This window comes from Borrelia puertoricensis (genome assembly GCF_023035875.1).
GTDB classification, from domain to species: domain Bacteria; phylum Spirochaetota; class Spirochaetia; order Borreliales; family Borreliaceae; genus Borrelia; species Borrelia puertoricensis.
Genome location: NZ_CP075379.1, coordinates 216,036 through 234,422, shown reverse-complemented (window position 1 = coordinate 234,422; position 18,387 = coordinate 216,036). Strand labels below are relative to the sequence as shown.

Here is an 18,387-nt window from a genome sequence, read left to right as displayed (position 1 = left end):
AATTTAGACTAAACTTTTATCAAATTAAGAGAGGCGTTATGAAAAAAGATATACATCCTGTTAGTAATTTAGTAATATTTAAAGATAGTTCCAATGGTATGATGTTTTTAACTAGATCTACTTTAACTTCAAAAGAGACAATTAAATATAGTGATAATAAAGAGTATCCATTAATTACAGTTGAAATTACAAGTAAATCACATCCTTTTTATACAGGTCAACAAAAGTTTGTTGATGCAGCAGGTAGAATTGATAAATTTAACAAAAAATATAAAAAGCTTAAGTAATTTTTTTTCTTATATATTAATATATTTTTTTTACCTTGTAGTTTGTTCCAATAAATGATTCTAGTTTTTCTTTTTCATCTTCATAAGTTGCATGATTAACAAGAGATGTAATGCTACTTTTTTGTTTTAGTTGGTGTAATACTTGTTCAGATATATTTTTAATGTCTGTGTTTGTTATTTTAAAGTAAGCGTTTCTTATATCTTGTCTTAGCTGATCACTAATGTTTAACATTTTTCTTTTGTAGCTTTCTAATATTTCTATGGATTTGGTTTTTATATTTGTACTTAAACCAATTACTCCTACTAAATATGTATAGAGTTCTTCGTTTTTAATTTTGTTATTAGCTAACTCTTCTAATGATGTTTCAAATGCTTGATATGTCTTTACAAAGTTAGGATCTCTATATGATGCAAAAGAAAATATTCCGTTTGTAATTGATGCAAATGCACCGTATGCTCCTCCCATGACTCTTATTTTTTCCCATAAGATTCCACTTTTTAATATATGTGTTAAGAAGTTTATTTTTGGATAATTTTCATCCGTTATTTTATAGCTTACAAAGCTTATGGAGTTAAAAGATATTTTTGATGGAATAATGATTATTTCTGTTAAGATATTGCTTGATGGTTGTATTGTAATTGGGTTATTGATATGAGTCTTTTCACTTAAACTTTCTCTTAATGTAAATAATTCACTTTCTAATCTTTTAATAACATCGTTAGTACTACCTATAAGCAATGATGAGAGATTATCTTTAAAAATTATTTTGTCCCTTAGCCTTTCTAAATTAGATGCAAGTTCTCTTAAAGATTCTATGTCTGTCTTTACTTTTTGCCAGTATTCTCTTCCTGTAATGCCAACTTGAAGTTCTTTTAGATATTTGTTTTGATTTAATTTTGATTCTGATCTTATTGTTGCAAAGATATGTCCTTTGGGTATTAATATCGATTTAAAATCATTTTTTAGGCTTAAGACTATTTCTTTTAATCTATCGTAATCATGAAAATTTATGTTGATTAACATTTCTTTAATTAATATAAATGATTCTTGAATTTTGTTGTTAAATGATTTGAAATTTATGTTAAACAAATTTATCATGTTTCTTTGTATATCTTCTTCATAAGTTTCATATATGTTTAATTGTCCCAAAGTGTTTTGGATTTTATTATTTAAATCTACATAGGAATAATTTTGGGTAGATAGATCTTGAATGGCTCTTTTTAATAAAGAAAGATGCATAAAATCTTCTTTTTGTAGAAAATTTAATTTAAAAAATAGATGAACATTGAAGATATTATTGTTTTTCTTTAATTCAAACGTATGTGTTTTAAGTTCAGGAATTTCATTAAGAGTCAAATTTTTTTCAACTTCTTTTGGTAAATCCTCTATTTTTAGTAAGGGAAGCTTAGTAATGTCGGATTTAAGATCTTCCTTTTTTTGATAGTCTTTAAATTGATTATAATCTTTAGTAAATTCTGCAAATTTTTCTGGATTTTTTTTAATGTCAATTTCTCTATCCATTAATTTTTTTTCTATTTTTTCTTCCATTTCTTTAAGGACTGTATCTGATGGATTAAATTGGATCAATGTATAATGATTATTATTGAGTAAATATTTTTCTATTAAATTTTCAAAGTAAGGTTCCCCTTTCTCTAGTTTGTTTTTAATCTCGTCTAGATAGCAATTGATTTTTAAAGTTTCAGTTGGATGCATTCCATGTATCCAACCTTTAAAACTTTTTATCATTAAAGAAATAGGCCATCCTTGGCCTTTTTCTTCTTTTAATGCAAATTCGTAACCAAAGAGAATACCTTGTATTAGTTCTTCTGAAATTTTTACTTTAACAAGATTTTTAAGTTCATTAAAAACCATATTTTTAAATTCTTCCATTTTTCCTGGAATTACGTTTTGTAATCCGAATGAAAATATACACTCTTTTATGTCTGTATTGATGCCACTAACATCAGCTATTACGTCACCAATGTTACTCTTTAGCATGTTTATAGTGAATTGACAGGAGCTGTCTAGAAGAATTTCTGATAGAATTTCGAGTCCAATATTTTCTTTGATATTTTTAATATCAGTACATAACCAGTTTATTGCATATACCCCTAGTGTATTTTCAGTTTCTTTTGGGATATCAAAATTTAGTGTTTTACCTTTATTCCATCTTGTGGTTTTTTCTATATTATAATTAATATTTAATTTTTCCTTTGTATAAGGTCTAATTATATATTTTTCAATGAAATTAAGATTTTTATTAGTGTCAATATTGCCAAATAAAAATATTTTACAATTTTCTAGTGTATAGTGCTTTCTGTGAAATTCTATAAATTCTTCGTATGTAAGGTCGATGATATTGATAGGATTTCCCCCAGAATCGTATTGATAGGTCCCTTCAGAAAAAAGAGAATTGGTGGTAGTTTCGTTAATTAAAGAATTTTTGTTGGAATAATTACCTTTCATTTCATTTAAGACAATACCAGATAGTTTAAAGTTATTTGGGTTTATATTATAACCTTCTTGCATAAAGGCTTCTTTTTTAAGTAATGGATTAAAAACAGCATCGGCATATATTTTGAATAAGTTGAAATAATCTTTTTGGATTGTAGATGCTGCTGGATAGAGAGTCTTATCTGGAAATGTCATTGCATTTAAGAAAGTGTTTAGGCTTCCTTTCATCAAATAAAGAAAAGGATCTTTTATTCTATATTTATTTGATCCGCAAAAAATCGTGTGCTCTAGGATATGAGCAACCCCAGTATTATTTAGGGGAATAGTCTTGAATGCTATTCCAAAAGCATTTTCTTTAAATGTGGTATTTTTTAGTTCAAATATTTCTAGTCCACTTTCATGTTTAAAATAACACCCTTCAGTATCATATTCTTCTAGGTAAGTTTTTGAAATTAAGTTGAAAATTTTTTTTCTTTTCATTTATGATTTATTTTATCCTTGTTTTATATATTTTTGTGCTTCTTCTTCACTAAATTCGAATATATTTTCGGTATCCTTTGTGTTGTCTAAATTAAATACATAAAATGGGAATTTTATTATGATTTTTTTATTTTCAAAGTAGATCACTGCTTGCTGTAAATCAAATAGTAGTTTATTTGGGTATGTTTTTTCAATTTTTTCTTTAATCCTTTGAGTAAAGTAGGGAAATGCTTCTTCTACATTAATGATTTCATCTATATTATAAATATAATCCCCGTTATCGCTAATATAATAGCTTCTATGGTTTGTAATAGATGTATCATTAATTTTTTGAGTGGCACTTACTATTATTGTGTAAATACCATATCCATGGTAGATTTCGTAATCTATGTTTAAACTTGGTTTTTTAGAGTCTTGTTTAATATTTTGAGAAGCACTCTCTAGGTTGTTAACTATTTCATTTGAATAATTTTCAACTTCATCATTGAATGTTTTTATTTTATTGTTTTTTGTTCTGGCATCTATTACTTTGGGTATTTTAATTTTATATTTAAAAAATTCGTTTTCTTCTTCTGCTAGAATTGATTGAATTATTATTTCATCTTTTTCGTTATAGAATGTGTCAATTTCATTAAAGCTTATTTTCTTTGTTTTTTTTGTACACCCTATAAAAATCATTATTAATGATGTTAAAATGAATAATTTTTGAACTGTTGACACTTTTACCATAAAGACATTTTTCTCCGTATATTAAGTTTATTCTACTATTATTATAATTATTATATAATATTTATGATAATAATTGATGTGATTTGTTTTTCATTTTATTTTATTTGACTTCAATTATTTTTAGTTAAATCTATGTGGGAGTTCTGTGATGCTTGACTTGAAGTTTATAAGAGATAATTTAGATCTTATTCAAAAAAATATTAAAGATAGAGGGCTTGAGTTAGATATAGATCTGCTAATTTCTCTTGATGATGAGCGCAAAAAACTTGTTACTAAGATAGGGGAGTTAAATGCTATAAGGAATGGGAATGCTAACGCTATGAAAGGAAAAATAGATGATTCCCATAGGCATTCTTTAATAGAGACTGGAAAGGTTTTAAAGTCTGAAATTGCTATATTGGAAGAAAAATTGAGTCATATAACATCTAAACTTTTAATTGAGCACAAGCGGATTCCAAACATTTCTGCTTCTGATGTTCCTGTTGGTGATGGTGAGAATGGAAATATTGTGTTAAAAGTGTCAGGAAGTATTCCAAATTTTGATTTTAAACCAAAAGATCATTTGGAAATTGGACTTGATTTGGATCTTTTTGATTTTAAAAGGGCATGTGAGGTTAGCGGTAATAAGTTTTATTATCTTAAAAATGAAGCTGTTTTTTTAGAGCTTGCACTTATTAATTTTGCTTTAAATAAACTTAAGCTTAAGGGTTTTGATTTATTTATCACACCTGATGTTGCAAGGGAATTTATAGTTGATGGAATTGGCTTTAATCCGCGTGGCACTGAAAGTAATTTTTATAAAATTGAGGATACAGATAAATATCTTATTGGTACAGCTGAGATTACTCTTGGTGGATATTATTATAATACTATATTAGATCTTAAGTCTCCACTAAAGATGGCAGGACTTTCTCATTGTTTTCGTAAAGAAGCAGGAGCAGCTGGACAATTTTCTAAGGGACTCTTTAGGGTGCATCAATTTAGTAAAGTTGAAATGTTTTGTTTTTGTAAGAGTGAAGATTCTGCTCGTATTCATAATGAGTTTTTGGCATTAGAAGAAGAAATTTTTACTGAACTTGAGATTCCGTATAGAGTCTTAAATGTTTGTTCTTTTGATCTTGGTGCACCAGCTTATAAAAAGTACGATATTGAAGCTTGGATGCCGGGTAGGGGAGATAAGGGCGAGTATGGAGAGATTACTTCAACTTCAAACTGTACAGATTATCAGTCAAGGCGCCTTAAAATTAGATATAAGGATGATGATCAGAGTAAGTTTGTACATATGGTAAATGGTACAGCCTTAGCCTCAACAAGAACAATCATTGCTATACTTGAGAACTTTCAGGATGCAAGAGGTGGCGTACGAATACCTAAGAATTTGGTCAACTATACAGGTTTTGATTATATATCTCCTAAGAATTAGATTTTAAAGTATCTTCTCTTAAGTGTTCAATTGCGTTTAAGAGTATTTCATGATTTTTAAGATTTCTAGGAAGAGGTGCACTTAAGATTTGTCTAAATTTGCGAGCATTTTCTTTTGCAAATACTATTTTCATTATGTGTTTTAGTACGATATTAATTGAAAGGTGTTCATTATATTCTTTGATATATTCTACCATTTTTAATAATACTTCTTCTCTTGTTGGAATTTTTTCCTTTTCTTCTAAGAATTCTCTTGAAATTTTGGCAATGAAATATGGATCTTTTGCTGCAGCTCTTCCAATCATGACAGAATCCACATAAGATAGATGTGTTTTTATGTTTTTACTACTGATAATTCCTCCATTTATTTCAATAAATATATTTTTATGATCTTGTTTCAATTGGTATACAAGTTCATGTCTGAGTTTTGGAATATTTTGATTATCTTTAGGAGAATATCCATTTAGTACAGCTACTCGTGCATGCACGATAAAATTTTTTATTTCATATTCTATAATTTTTTCTACAAATTGTTTAAGTTCTCTATAGTTTGTTTCATGATATTCTCTTTTATTGTATCTTATGCCTATTCTATGTTTGATTGAGATAGGTTTATTTGTGTTTTTTTTCATGGCTTGCAGGATTTTACCTACCTGGGTTGGAGTTTGCATTAAACAGGCCCCGTATTTTGCGTCTTGAATACGAGATGATGGGCAGCCAACGTTGAGATTATATTCATCAAAGTTAAATTTGTTTTCAAGGATTTCTATGGCTTTTGCGGCGTCGTTTTCACAGTTTGTTGCTATTTGAATTGCAATTGGTGAATCAGTGGGAGTTTGTTTTACAATTGTGTTTAACTTGCCCATAATAATTGATTTTGCAGAAATCATTGGGGTGTATAGAGTAACTTTTTTTGATAATAATCTTATTATATATCTAAAGTGTTCGTCAGTAATTGCTACCATTGGTGCTATTGCGATTTTTCGGTTTATTAACATGGCATAATATGTTAAAATAAATTGTTTAATTTGACAATATATTTGTTTATGGGTTTATAAAAAATTGGGAGTTGAAAATTATGTTGGCAAAAAAGTTATTATTTTTATTGCCATCTTTAGTTTTTGTGATAAATTCATTTATCATGTCTAGTGGTATAAAGAATATTGGGATAAAGAATGGAAATTACATTACTGTTAAGGGATTAAGTGAAAAAAGAGGTACTCTCAACTTCCTCAAGTTGGAATTTGTGGTATGAATTAGGTGGAAATATTATAGATGAGATTAATAAGTTAAATAATGCAAATTTTTTAGCGATAAGAGATTTTTTTGTTAGCTATGGGTTTCATGAAGATGAGATGAGCATGAAAAATATGGATTTTCATATTGCAAACTATAGTGATACTCTTTATAAGTACAATGCATATGTATCTTTAGGTATTTATACTAAAGATATTGATAAAATGGAGCAGGTAAGCAAAAATATTATTAAACTTTACAATAAAGGAGTACTCTTTACTGGTAATGGTGAACCAAGTTATTATTTTGATAAAATCAATGATGTTAAACCTGAAATGCTAGCAGATTCTATTAAAAATGTCTTGGGTGCGGCTTTGGAGTTTTTACATAATTCTGATGCTATTTTAGAAAAAATTAAGACCGTAAATCAAGGATACTTTGAATTTCTTTCAGTTGATAGAAGTTCCGAGAATCATGAGCGTTATTCAAATAAAATATTAAGGGTTGTTATTACAGTTTCTTATTATTTAGATTAAATTTGTTGAAAGGAATGGTGATGGAATTTTTGTGTTCTAATAAAGAGAGTGATTTAAAGAGAAATTTTTTTGATTTTTTTTTAAAAAATATTAGTCAAGATGATTTTACTAGTATTGGAGTTTGTGGTGGTCGAAATATTATTTCTTTTCTCAATGTCTTTGATGAACAAAATTATCCTCTTAAAAAATCTCATTTTTTTTTAGTAGATGAGCGTTGTGTTGCTTTAAATAGCGAGTACAGTAATTTTAGGCTTTTGAGAGAAGGATTTTTTTCTAAAATGATGAAGAAAAATTTAATCTGTGGTTCTAATTTTCATCCATTTATTTACAGTGAATTTGATGAAACATTGTCTATTTATAATTATAATGTTGAATTTAATTCTAGATTTACAAGATTGGATCTTAGCATTTTATCTGTTGGTGAAGATGGGCATGTTGCTTCTCTTTTTCCCTCAAGGAAACTTTTGTTTTCTGAGATGGAAGGATATCAATATGAATATGATGCACCAAAGCTTCCAAGTAAGCGAATGAGCTTAACCCCTAAGTCTTTACTTTTGTCTAAGGCTTCTGTTTTACTCTTTATTGGTTATGAAAAAAAAGGTGCTTTAGAAAATTTTTTAAGTTCGGAAGTTTCTCTAAGAGAATGTCCAGCTAAAATTTTCAAGGATCATGTTCGTTTATTGGTTCTTACAAATATTGAGGGAGTCTATGCAGGATCCTAGGCTTTCTAAATATCAGAATTCAAAAAATTTGGGAGGAAAGACCTTTAGAGAATTTGAAAAAAAAGAGTCACATAATGATTTGCCTGAAATACAAGGTTCTCTGCTTAAGTCATGGGTCAATCTGATTAAGAGGGGCAAAAAAGAGGGTTTCAGCAATTCAAGTTCTCTTAGCAAAGAAGTTGGGAAGCCAGGATTTATTCGCAAAGAGAGTAAAATATCAAAAATAGCAAAATATTTCTTAGCTATTGGTCTTGAAAAATCGTCAAAAATTATGGCTGAGCTTGATGATGCTGATATAATTGCAATTACTAGAGAAATTACGAAAATTAGATACATTACCCCTGATGATAAAAAACGAATTATTCAAGAATTTGAAAATTTAGTAAAAAGTGAGAAAAAATATTTAAAAATTGATGATAAATTTACTTATGAGTTATTAAATAAATCTTTAAGTAAGGCAAAAGCGAAAGAAATTTATAGAAAAGTTACAGGAATTGATCCGTTTTTGCCTTTTGATTACTTGTCTGGTATTGAGAATGAACAACTTTGGGTTTTAGTTAAAGATGAAAATATTCAAACACTTTTGATAATATATAATTATTTAACCAAAGAACAGAAAAAATATGTTTTTTCTATGTTGGAAAAAGATATTAAGAAACAGTTTGTTAAGGAACTTGCCAAGCCGAGACAGTTAAATATGGATATGATTGAGATTATCTCTGATAGACTCAAGAGTAGATTTGCAATACAGGGTAAACTTAAGACAGAAAAACTTGATGGTTCTAAGATACTTGTTGATATTTTGAGTTATATGGATTCTGAGGATGAAAAAAATCTTTTGAGTAATATTGATATGAAAGTTTTAAATCCTGTTAAAGATAGTGAGATTAAAGAAAAAATATTTGATATCAATGTAATACTTAGAATTACAGATAATGATATGCATAATATTTTAAGAGAATTTACAGATAACGATATTGCGATTATTATTAAAGATAAAAGTGATGAAATTAGAGATAAAATTCTTTTCAATGTTTCAAGAAGACGTAAAACTCTTATTTTAGAAGAAGAGTCTTTTTTGAAAGAGGTAAAAAAGAGAGATATAAAAGCAATGACTACGTCCTTTGTTAATTATATTAAGGAGTTAACTTTAAAGGGTGAGTTAATTATATATAGAAAAAATGAGGAGTTTGTTTAGTGAAACTTGATGAACTACGTAAAAAGTATATAGAATTTTTTAAGAGTAAGGGACATTGTGAGATTGCAGGCAAGTCTTTAATTCCTGATAATGATTCTACAGTCCTTTTTAATACAGCTGGCATGCAACCGCTTGTACCTTATCTTCTTGGAGAAATACATCCGTCTGGAGATATGTTAGTTGATGTTCAGAAATGTTTAAGAACAGGAGACATTGATGAGGTGGGAGATCTGAGTCATTTAACTTTTTTTGAAATGCTTGGAAATTGGTCTCTTGGTGCTTATTTTAAAGAACTTTCAGTAAAGTATAGTTTTGAGTTTTTAACTTCACCTGATTATTTAAATATTTCAAAAGATAGGCTTTATGTTAGTGTTTTTGAAGGTGATGAGAGTATTCCACGGGATACAAAGACAGCTAGTGTTTGGGAAAGTCTTGGAATTCCTAAAGATAGAATATTTTATCTCTCAAGAGAGCATAATTTTTGGGGACCTGTTGGAAATGTAGGGCCTTGTGGGCCGGATACTGAAATCTTTGTAGATACAGGCAAAGAGAAGTGTTCTAATGAATGTGATATTATATGTTCTTGTGGTAAATATTTTGAGATTTGGAATAATGTTTTTATGCAATATAAGAGGGATGAGAATGGAAATTATGAAGAGTTGGATCGGAAATGTGTGGATACAGGCATGGGTATTGAGAGAACAATTACATTTTTGCAGGGAAAGTCTTCAGTTTATGACACGGATGCATTTAGACCGATAATTGATAAGATTGAAAAATTTTCTGGCAAAATTTATGGACAAAATTTAGAGGATGATAAATCTATTCGAATAATTGCTGATCATATTAAGGCCAGTTGTTTTATTTTGGCTGATAATTTTGCAGTTCTTCCGTCTAATATAGGACAGGGATATGTTTTAAGGAGAATCATTAGGAGAGCTATTAGATATGCAAAAAAACTTGGGATGGAATCTCATGTTTTAGTAAATCTTGTTGATCCTGTTGAAGAGATTTATAAATCTTTTTATAAAGAATTAACAGAAAAGAAGGATTTTATTAAGGCTGAGTTAAATACAGAGGAAGAAAGATTTTTTAAAACTTTGCGTCATGGTGAACAAGAATTTATTAAATTAATTCAGCATTTATCATCGAAATTAATTCCTGGTGAGATTGCTTTTAAACTTTATGATACTTATGGTTTTCCTTATGAAATAACGGAAGAACTTGCAACTGAACATGGATTTAGTATAGATAAGACAGGCTTTGAAGAGCATTTTAGGAAGCATCAAAAGGTTTCTAAGAAAGGAGGTGATAAAGTCTTTAAAGGGGGACTTGCAGATTGTACATATGAGACTATCAAGTTACATACAGCCACTCATTTGCTTCATAAGGCACTTCAATTAGTCTTAGGTGATCATGTGAGGCAAAAAGGTAGTAATATTACTGCTGAGAGACTAAGGTTTGATTTTAGTCATCCTTATAAAATGATGGATGATGAGATAAAAAGAGTTGAAGATATGGTTAATTTACAGATAAAAAATAAATTATCTGTAAAGCGAACTGTAATGAGTCTGGATGATGCCTTGGCTAAGGGTGCTATGGCTCTATTTGGTGAGAAATATGAAGAGATTGTGAGTGTGTATGAAATTGATGGTTTTTCAATTGAAGTTTGTGGTGGTCCCCATGTTAAGAACACTGATGAACTTGGGATTTTTAAGATACAAAAGGAACAGGCTTCATCATCAGGGGTAAGGAGAATAAGAGGCATTTTGATCAATTAATATTGGAGGATACTTTATGTTTAAACATTTAGGCGATTATTTATTAACTTTACATCCTATTTTTTTAGGATTTTTAGGTTCTACTTTTACTTGGTTTACCACAGCTTTTGGGGCGGCTGCTGTTTTTTGTTTCAGAAAAGTAAACAATAAAATAATGGATGCCATGCTTGGCTTTTCAGCAGGAATTATGATTGCTGCTAGTTTTTTTTCGCTTATTAAACCAGCAATAGAGATGGCGGAAGAGCTTGGTTATATTGCATGGATGCCAGCAGTTTTTGGTTTCCTATTAGGAGCATTTTTTATATATATTGTGGATGTATTTGTGCCAGATCTTGATAAACTAGCATTTATTGATGAAGATTTAACAAGACATGGTAAAAAGGATTTTTTGCTTTTTACGGCTGTTACGTTGCATAATTTTCCGGAAGGACTTGCTGTTGGTGTTGCTTTTGGAGCTTTAGCTTCTTCTCCTGACATTCATACTTTAGTTGGAGCTATGATTCTTACATTAGGAATCGGTATTCAAAATATGCCAGAAGGTGCAGCAATTTCTTTGCCTTTAAGGAGAGGTAATGTTCCTTTATGGAAGTGTTTTAATTATGGTCAGATGTCAGGTTTGGTAGAAATTGTTGGAGGATTTTTAGGATCTTATGCAGTTTATACTTTTACTAGGATTTTACCTTTTGCTTTATCTTTTTCTGCAGGGGCAATGATTTATGTTTCAATTGAACAATTAATACCTGAAGCTAAGAGAAAAGATATTGACAATAAGATTCCAACCATATTTGGAGTTGTTGGATTTGCTTTAATGATGTTCCTTGATGTGTCTTTGGGGTAATTAGCCAAACTTGCCAGTAATATATTCTTCTGTCTTAATATTTTTAGGATTGAAAAATAATTCATCTGTTTGGCTTTCTTCTTCAATATAGCCATTTAGGAAGAATGCAGTTCGATCAGATATCCGTCCAGCTTGTTGCATATTATGAGTTACAATTATGATTGTGTAGCTTTCTTTTAAATTTATTATTAGTTCTTCAATTTTTCCTGTTGAGATTGGATCAAGAGCAGAAGTAGGCTCATCCATTAATATTACATTTGGTTCGATTGCAAGAGTTCTTGCAATGCAGAGTCTTTGTTGTTGTCCCCCTGAAAGGCTTAAGGCATTTCTGTTAAGTTTATCTTTTACTTCATTCCATAGTGCAGATTTTATTAGAGATTTTTCAACTATCTCATCAAGTTTTTTTTTATCTTTAATTCCATGAATTTTAGGTCCATAACTTATGTTGTCATAAACTGACATTAAAAATGGATTAGGAGTTTGAAAAACCATTCCAATTTTTCTCCTAAGTTCTAGTACATCAAAATTGTTTGAGTAAATACTTTTATCTTCATACATAACTTTTCCTTCTATTTTAACTCCTTCCACAAGATCATTCATTCTGTTAAGCGTTCTAAGAAATGTTGATTTTCCACAACCTGATGGACCTATTAAGGCTGTGATGCTATTTCTTAGTATTGATATGTTAATATTATTTAATGCTTTAAAATCTGTATAAAATAAGTTTAGATTTTCTGTTTTAATAATTGCTTTGTCTTGGCTCATTTACTTAATCCTATATAATTTATTGATTAGAAATTTTGATGTTAAATTCATTAAAAGTATCATTATTATAAGTATTGATGCTGTTGCAAAACCTTTGTCTAAATATCCTTCTTGAAATAATAATAGTAGATGTACAGTTAAACTTCTTGAAGGTTCATTTAGGGAACTTGCAAGTCCTAAATTTGTCCCCATTGTAAAAAGGAGTACAGCAGTTTCTCCAAGAGCACGTCCTATTGCAAGCACTATCCCTGTCAATATGCCTGGACTAGAAGCGGGTAGTAAAATTTTGATTATAGTTTCTGTTTTATTGGCACCTAGAGCAACTGAGGCATATTTGTATGATTTAGGAATTGATTTTAGTGCTTCCTCAGTTGTTTTAATAATCATTGGTAAGATCATTAAAGAACTTGTTATTGCTCCTGAGAGTATTCCCATGCCAAAGATTGGCACAAAAAAGATAAGTCCAAAGAGTCCAAAAATGATAGCAGGGATGGATGATAAGATATCAACACTCATGGATACTGTTTTATAAAATATTTTATTTGCAGTATATTCTGCAAGCATTATTCCCGTACCAATTCCTATTGAAATTGATATTATTGCTGTTAATATTATGACGTAAAATGTGTTGAGGATTAAATAAGAAATGCCCCCGTATTTTCCAGAATTTCTTGGAGTAGATAATATGAAATTTAAGTTTAAAGGCATTTCTTTTTTCATATAGTATAATTTGAGAAAAGGAGCATCACTTTTATAGAAAGAATGCCAAGGCACAACTGCAATTGTGCCTTCATGTTCTTCTACTGTTTTTATTGCATTTTGATCATAATCTGAGTATTTTATGATATTTAATTTAATATTTTTAGATATTAAGTCATTCCAGTCTTTCTTTTCTATGAGTAATTTTTTAATCTGATTAAGACTTAGTATGTTAATAATTTCATTTTCACTTTTTTGTAGTGTTTTTTTGCCTACTAAAATAGACATGGATTTGATTTTTAGGGATTTAATTTCTGAATATTTTTTAAAATCTAATTTTTCAAGCTCTTCTTTTGTTAAGTAACCAATAGCCCCTGTTGTTTTATTGACAGTTTCTATTATCTTTTCAGTTGATTCTACAAGCTTTATATACCTGTTATTAAATTTATTGTCTTTGGTAAAAGTTTGTAGCATGACTGTACTTGCAAGATTTGACTGTGAACTTGCAATTGGAACTATGTCAATACTTTGATCTGATATGCTTCCCCAATGTGAAATTTTATTATTGTATATATTGTAGATATCTTGCGTAGTAATTTCTTCCACTTTTATGCTTTTATTAATAATAAATGCAATTTTGATTATTTTGTTTTTCAATGTGGATGGTAAAAAGTGTTTTGTTTCATCTAAAAATAATGTTTGTTTTTTGCTTGTAAAGAATAGTGAATTGTATACTATATACGATATTAGAAAAAATAGTAGTGTTATTAAAAAATAAGAAATGAATCTGATTATGCAAAATGAAATTTTATTGAATAATTTATTTGTTTGAATTGTATTCACTTGATTTTTAGCCTTTTAGATGAAGATAAAATAAAGTGTTTAATTGAATTTATTATTATGACTAATAATAGCAAAACCAAAGCTGTAGAAAATAAGGCTTCTTTGTGTGTTCCAGATGCATATCCCATATCTATTGCAATGTTTACCGTTAGTGTTCTAATAGGTGAGAATATATTTTGTATAAATAGAGGTGAACCCCCACCAACCATTAAAACTGCTATTGTCTCACCAATAGCTCTTCCAATTGCTAGTATTACTCCTGCTAAAATTCCTTTTCCAGCTGAAGGAATCATCACTTTATATATTGTTTGCCAGTCTGTTGCAGCTAGTGCAAGAGATGCTAGTTTATATGATTTTGGAACAGCTTTAAGTGATGTGTATGAGACGCTAATTATTGTTGGGAGTATCATTATGCTTAGAACTATTACTGAGGTTATTAAATTATATCCTAAGTTATCTTCTCTTCTGAAAGTGTTCTTTATAAGGGTTGCTATAAATGTGCTTCCAAAAAACCCATATACTACGCTTGGTATTCCTGCTAAGAGTTCTATTATTGTTTGTAATGTTTTTTGGTAAATGCCTTTGGTTTTCTCAGACAGGTAAATTGCAAAACCAAGTCCAATTGGTAGTGCAATTAGAACTGAAAAAAATGTTGTTAAAGCTGAATTTATAATAAAAGATAAAATTCCGTAAGATTTTTGTAGTCTGCTAGTAGGATCCCAATTTGTGCTGAATAGAAAATTAAAAATTTTGATTTTATTATTAAGCAAGGGTGCTATTCCATTTTTAATTATAAATAAGATTAATAGTAATATTGTCAAGGTACTAATTGTTGCGGATGTAAAAATAAAACAGTTGAAAGCCAATCTAACAATATTTCTTTTTGTCTTTAAAGTTAATTTCATGCCTTAAAAGAGTTCCCCTATAGAAATCGAATTTTGTTAAATTTATATTTAACTTAAATTCTTAAGACAATTTTGTCATGGTTTTAGTTATTTTCAGTTGTATGAACCTTTATGAACCCTTGTTCTTCAACAATATCTTGTCCATTTGGACTTAGCATAAAGTTAATAAAATCAAGTATATTCTGATTCTCAGAAATACTGTTTGTGATCGCTATTAGCCTTCTTTTTATATTATATTTGTCCTTTGTTATTGTTTCTTTTGTAGGATATATGTTATTTATTGAGAGTGTATGTAGACCTTTTTCTATTGCACCTCTTGCATATCCAAAACTAATGTAACCAATTGAGTGGGGCGTGAGACTTATTTTTTCAATTACTTCACCATTGGATTTGACCATAATACTATCTTGTCTGAATTGAGCTTCCTCAGGATTTTTTAATATTTTATCAAGAACCAGTTCTCTTATAGATGAATGAGAGCCTGATGATGAATCTCGATTTATGAAATTAATTTTAGCATCATGTCCACCGACTTGTTGCCAATTTCTAATATTTCCGTTAAGTATTTTTACTAAGTTTTCTTCTGTAATATTTGTGATTTTGACATCAGGGCTTGTAATGAATATTAAAGCGTCATAAGCAATAATTGTGATTTTTGCTCCTTGAGCTATTTCTTCTTCAGTTGCGTCTCTTGAAGAAATTGCCATTTTATAAATACCATCGAATAATCCTTTAATGCCAACACTACTGCCTTGTGCATCATAAGTGACTTTGAGTTGATTATTTATTTTTTGGTATCGTAGGATCATTTCGTCCATAATAGAGGTTGTCGAGGTAGATCCACCAATTGCGATGACATTTTCTTTATCTTTGTTTGTACAATTGCTAAATAAAAAAGTTAGTGAGATAGCAAAGAGCACTTTGATAGCCTGCATTAAATTAACTCCTTTTACAACTATATATAATATCATTAATCTTAGATAAGTCAATGAATAGTAAATATTTTGATTTTTTGATATAAGTTATTATATACATTAAAAATTTGAGGTATTAGATGGGTACGATTAAATCGGGAGATATTGAAAAAGGTACTTTTTTGCTTTTTAAAGGCATGCCACATATTGTTCTTGAGAGAGAGTTTTCAAAAATGGGTAGGGGAGGTTCTATTGTAAGATTGAAGCTTAAAAATCTTAAAAACAAGTCTGTTGTTAAGGAAACTTTAAAGGGTGCTGATACAGTAGAAGAAATTGAAGTGTTAGAAGTTGGTTCTCAGTATCTTTATAAAGAGAATGAAAATCTTATTTTTATGGATCTAGAAACTTATGAGCAATTTGATGTGAACTTAAGAGGGATTTCGAACATTGAGGACAAGGTTCTGTTTTTGCAAGAAGCTGAGATTTATTCTCTTATTAAATGGGATAATGAAGTTATTGATCTTAAATTGCCTCCAAAAGTTGCCTTTGAGGTTGTAGATGCTGAGATTGCTGTGAAAGGAGATACTGTAACTAATGCAATGAAGAATGTTACCCTTCATACGGGATTGGTGGTAAAAGTACCTCTTTTTATTAATGTTGGAGATAAAATTTTAGTTAATTCCGAAACTAAAGAGTATGCTGAAAGAGTTAAAGAATAACATATTGTTATTATTTTTTATTTTTTTTTGTTCCTGTGAGATGAACTATCCTGATATAAGGGAAGTTGATTATGTGATTAATTATTATTTCGCTAAAGATAAATTCGATTATTTTATGACTTTTGATTTTGCCGTTAAAGTTTTAAATTCTAATGATGTGATCAAATTTTTTGTTGAAAACATGGATAGTAAGGAGTTTATTGAAGTAGCTAAGGATAAATATACTTCTTCTTTTATAGATTCTGTTCTTGGGAAAAACGTTCTTTATTGTAAAGATTTAAGGTTTAATGTTTTTGATAAGAGTTTTGAAAATTTTGTGGCACAAGTTCATCTTATTGATTCTGGAATGAGGGTATATAGTAGAGATATTGTCATAAGTTTAAGCTTGTCGGAAGAAGAATTGACTTTAATTCATTATTATATGTATAACTCAAAAGATAAGCTTAAGTTAAATGAAATTAGTGGTAATAATTTATATTTGATTAAGACTCCTAAGGATGAAATTGATTTTTTCTATTCAATTGTTAAGATCGAAGATTTAATGAACATTCAGCTAGATGATGATAACTTGGATGCTTATTTAGGGTTTTATTACTTGGGGAAGAATTCTAATTTATTTTTTAAATTAAACTAGTTTGGGCCTACCAGGACTTGAACCTGGGACCACCCGATTATGAGTCGGGTGCTCTAACCAACTGAGCTATAGGCCCCATATAAGTAAAGATAAGCTAAAAAAGTTCTTAAAAGTGATTAAACATTTTTAATGCCAATTAAAGCTTAGAAATACCTTAGATCATTATATTGATTTTTTATTGATTGTCAAGTTCGTCAATTTCATTTTGTATGATTTCTATTTTTGAATTTAATTCGTTTAATTTGGCCTCAATTGATTCTTTATTTTTGATGAGTTGTTGCATTTTTGATTTCACTTTTACAATTTCATCTATTTTTATTGCTTTTATCAAATCTGTGTTCAACTTGGATATCTGTTGATTTAGATTTTTTATTGTTTCTAACAATGAATTAATTGTTACGGTTTTATTTAATCCCTTTTCTGTTTTTGATATCTCAACAAATTCTTCGGCAATTTTTTTTAAAATTAATTCTTTATTTGTTTGAACAGCGTTAATAGTACATTCTATTTTATTTTTACTATTAATGTTATCTTTTATACTTTTATGTTTTATTTCATTGTTTATTTTTACGATTTCTGTTTGAATTTCATTCATTAACCTATATTCTTCAACGATTGCTTTGCTTAAGTCTTTGTTTCCTATAAATTCATCAATTAAATTTTCTAGATTGTCTGAAAATAAATGTTCTTTTAATATTTTTTTCTCGAATTCTTTTGATATTTTTTCTATGTTTATTTTATTTATGATGTCTTTTAGTATTAGTTTAATGTTTATGATAAGTTTTTTGAAGAAATTAATTTTTTCATTGAGTTTTGTTATTTCTGTTGTTTTATATTTATACTTTTCAAGTGTTGATTTGGTAAAATTCATTTTGTATTCTAAAATTGCTGAAAGATTATTTGGATATTTGTTTATTATTATTTCAGTAATTTTTTTAAGTTTTTTTTCATGTGCTTTGAAGATGTGTTTTTTGCTTTCTCTATAGTCTTTGACCTTTTTATATAATTCTTTTAGTTTACTCTCATTATCTTCTATTTTATTTAGGCTTGCTTTAAGCTGAGATATTTCTTTTTCAATTAATTTTAAAGATGTGTAAGATTTTAATTTTTTAAGTTCTATTACGTTGCTGTGTTTAAGTGCTTTGCCAAGTTCAACTAGTTTTTTATCTCTTTGTGTGATCATTTCTTGAATTTTGGATTTAATATCTTTTATCATAAGCGGCT

The 18,387-nt window shown here is 28.7% G+C and carries 17 protein-coding genes and 1 tRNA gene; 9 read left to right on the top strand and 9 right to left on the bottom strand.

What is annotated here, in order from left to right:
- Positions 1-38: 38 nt before the first annotated feature.
- Entirely contained in the window at positions 39-287 is a 249-nt protein-coding gene (locus tag bpuSUM_RS01125; protein WP_247065411.1) for a type B 50S ribosomal protein L31, read from the top strand.
- Positions 288-303: 16 nt separating this feature from the next.
- Here the strand turns inward: bpuSUM_RS01125 and bpuSUM_RS01120 are convergent, their stop codons facing one another.
- The gene (locus bpuSUM_RS01120) at positions 304-3,222 is read right to left on the bottom strand and encodes an insulinase family protein (protein WP_247065410.1); all 2,919 of its coding nucleotides are present in this window, start codon (positions 3,220-3,222) and stop codon (positions 304-306) included.
- Between the two features lie 12 nt (positions 3,223-3,234).
- Complete coding sequence (locus bpuSUM_RS01115) at positions 3,235-3,951, bottom strand: hypothetical protein (RefSeq protein WP_247065409.1); 717 nt, start codon at positions 3,949-3,951, stop codon at positions 3,235-3,237.
- A gap of 148 nt (positions 3,952-4,099) precedes the next feature.
- Between bpuSUM_RS01115 and serS the strand changes: the two genes are divergently transcribed.
- Positions 4,100-5,374: a serine--tRNA ligase gene (gene serS / locus bpuSUM_RS01110; protein WP_247065408.1), complete on the top strand. Its 1,275-nt coding sequence runs from the start codon at positions 4,100-4,102 to the stop codon at positions 5,372-5,374.
- Here the strand turns inward: serS and dusA are convergent.
- Positions 5,364-6,371: a tRNA dihydrouridine(20/20a) synthase DusA gene (dusA, locus tag bpuSUM_RS01105; protein ID WP_247065407.1), complete on the bottom strand. Its 1,008-nt coding sequence runs from the start codon at positions 6,369-6,371 to the stop codon at positions 5,364-5,366. The genes serS and dusA overlap by 11 nt on opposite strands.
- Positions 6,372-6,578: 207 nt before the next feature.
- On the opposite strand from dusA, the gene bpuSUM_RS01100 reads away from it, so the two are divergent.
- The 5 genes from bpuSUM_RS01100 to bpuSUM_RS01080 are packed head-to-tail and all read left to right on the top strand — an operon-like array spanning position 6,579 to position 11,684.
- Entirely contained in the window at positions 6,579-7,145 is a 567-nt protein-coding gene (locus bpuSUM_RS01100; RefSeq protein WP_247065406.1) for an SIMPL domain-containing protein, read from the top strand.
- Positions 7,146-7,165: 20 nt separating this feature from the next.
- Positions 7,166-7,867, top strand: a complete 702-nt coding sequence (locus tag bpuSUM_RS01095; RefSeq protein WP_247066222.1) for a 6-phosphogluconolactonase — start codon at positions 7,166-7,168, stop codon at positions 7,865-7,867.
- Positions 7,854-9,065 (top strand): flagellar motor switch protein FliG, encoded by a 1,212-nt coding sequence (locus bpuSUM_RS01090; RefSeq protein WP_247065405.1) that lies wholly within the window; start codon positions 7,854-7,856, stop codon positions 9,063-9,065. Before bpuSUM_RS01095 ends, bpuSUM_RS01090 begins: the two co-directional genes overlap by 14 nt.
- Positions 9,065-10,846, top strand: a complete 1,782-nt coding sequence (locus bpuSUM_RS01085) for an alanine--tRNA ligase (protein ID WP_247065404.1) — start codon at positions 9,065-9,067, stop codon at positions 10,844-10,846. Before bpuSUM_RS01090 ends, bpuSUM_RS01085 begins: the two co-directional genes overlap by 1 nt.
- A gap of 16 nt (positions 10,847-10,862) precedes the next feature.
- On the top strand, positions 10,863-11,684 hold the full coding sequence (locus tag bpuSUM_RS01080; RefSeq protein ID WP_247065403.1) for a ZIP family metal transporter: 822 nt from the start codon (positions 10,863-10,865) through the stop codon (positions 11,682-11,684).
- Here bpuSUM_RS01080 and pstB read toward each other — a convergent pair whose 3' ends face one another.
- The 4 genes from pstB to bpuSUM_RS01060 form a co-directional block, all read right to left on the bottom strand.
- Entirely contained in the window at positions 11,685-12,449 is a 765-nt protein-coding gene (gene pstB, locus bpuSUM_RS01075) for a phosphate ABC transporter ATP-binding protein PstB (RefSeq protein WP_247065402.1), read from the bottom strand.
- Positions 12,450-13,991, bottom strand: coding sequence for a phosphate ABC transporter permease PstA (gene pstA / locus bpuSUM_RS01070; RefSeq protein ID WP_247065401.1), 1,542 nt, complete (start codon positions 13,989-13,991; stop codon positions 12,450-12,452). It lies immediately after the preceding gene.
- The gene (gene pstC, locus bpuSUM_RS01065) at positions 13,988-14,896 is read right to left on the bottom strand and encodes a phosphate ABC transporter permease subunit PstC (protein ID WP_247065400.1); all 909 of its coding nucleotides are present in this window, start codon (positions 14,894-14,896) and stop codon (positions 13,988-13,990) included. Before pstC ends, pstA begins: the two co-directional genes overlap by 4 nt.
- Positions 14,897-14,979: 83 nt before the next feature.
- Complete coding sequence (locus bpuSUM_RS01060; protein WP_247066220.1) at positions 14,980-15,831, bottom strand: substrate-binding domain-containing protein; 852 nt, start codon at positions 15,829-15,831, stop codon at positions 14,980-14,982.
- A gap of 119 nt (positions 15,832-15,950) precedes the next feature.
- Between bpuSUM_RS01060 and efp the strand changes: the two genes are divergently transcribed.
- Together efp and bpuSUM_RS01050 are read left to right on the top strand one after the other, a co-directional pair.
- Positions 15,951-16,529, top strand: coding sequence for an elongation factor P (gene efp / locus bpuSUM_RS01055; protein WP_247065399.1), 579 nt, complete (start codon positions 15,951-15,953; stop codon positions 16,527-16,529).
- Positions 16,507-17,163 (top strand): hypothetical protein, encoded by a 657-nt coding sequence (locus tag bpuSUM_RS01050; protein WP_247065398.1) that lies wholly within the window; start codon positions 16,507-16,509, stop codon positions 17,161-17,163. Before efp ends, bpuSUM_RS01050 begins: the two co-directional genes overlap by 23 nt.
- A 2-nt stretch (positions 17,164-17,165) precedes the next feature.
- Here bpuSUM_RS01050 and bpuSUM_RS01045 read toward each other — a convergent pair.
- Both bpuSUM_RS01045 and bpuSUM_RS01040 read right to left on the bottom strand, forming a co-directional pair.
- Positions 17,166-17,239: transfer RNA gene (locus bpuSUM_RS01045), tRNA-Ile, on the bottom strand.
- Between the two features lie 99 nt (positions 17,240-17,338).
- Positions 17,339-18,379: a hypothetical protein gene (locus tag bpuSUM_RS01040; RefSeq protein WP_247065397.1), complete on the bottom strand. Its 1,041-nt coding sequence runs from the start codon at positions 18,377-18,379 to the stop codon at positions 17,339-17,341.
- Between the last annotated feature and the right edge of the window lie 8 nt (positions 18,380-18,387).

Excerpts from the sequence above, each read along its gene's own strand:
- bpuSUM_RS01125 (WP_247065411.1), top strand. The coding sequence starts at position 39 with ATGAAAAAAGATATACATCCTGTTAGTAATTTAGTAATATTTAAAGAT.
- bpuSUM_RS01120 (WP_247065410.1), bottom strand. The coding sequence starts at position 3,222 with ATGAAAAGAAAAAAAATTTTCAACTTAATTTCAAAAACTTACCTAGAA.
- bpuSUM_RS01115 (WP_247065409.1), bottom strand. The coding sequence starts at position 3,951 with ATGGTAAAAGTGTCAACAGTTCAAAAATTATTCATTTTAACATCATTA.
- serS (WP_247065408.1), top strand. The coding sequence starts at position 4,100 with ATGCTTGACTTGAAGTTTATAAGAGATAATTTAGATCTTATTCAAAAA.
- dusA (WP_247065407.1), bottom strand. The coding sequence starts at position 6,371 with ATGTTAATAAACCGAAAAATCGCAATAGCACCAATGGTAGCAATTACT.
- bpuSUM_RS01095 (WP_247066222.1), top strand. The coding sequence starts at position 7,166 with ATGGAATTTTTGTGTTCTAATAAAGAGAGTGATTTAAAGAGAAATTTT.
- bpuSUM_RS01090 (WP_247065405.1), top strand. The coding sequence starts at position 7,854 with ATGCAGGATCCTAGGCTTTCTAAATATCAGAATTCAAAAAATTTGGGA.
- bpuSUM_RS01080 (WP_247065403.1), top strand. The coding sequence starts at position 10,863 with ATGTTTAAACATTTAGGCGATTATTTATTAACTTTACATCCTATTTTT.
- pstB (WP_247065402.1), bottom strand. The coding sequence starts at position 12,449 with ATGAGCCAAGACAAAGCAATTATTAAAACAGAAAATCTAAACTTATTT.
- pstC (WP_247065400.1), bottom strand. The coding sequence starts at position 14,896 with ATGAAATTAACTTTAAAGACAAAAAGAAATATTGTTAGATTGGCTTTC.
- bpuSUM_RS01060 (WP_247066220.1), bottom strand. The coding sequence starts at position 15,831 with ATGCAGGCTATCAAAGTGCTCTTTGCTATCTCACTAACTTTTTTATTT.
- efp (WP_247065399.1), top strand. The coding sequence starts at position 15,951 with ATGGGTACGATTAAATCGGGAGATATTGAAAAAGGTACTTTTTTGCTT.
- bpuSUM_RS01050 (WP_247065398.1), top strand. The coding sequence starts at position 16,507 with ATGCTGAAAGAGTTAAAGAATAACATATTGTTATTATTTTTTATTTTT.
- bpuSUM_RS01040 (WP_247065397.1), bottom strand. The coding sequence starts at position 18,379 with ATGATAAAAGATATTAAATCCAAAATTCAAGAAATGATCACACAAAGA.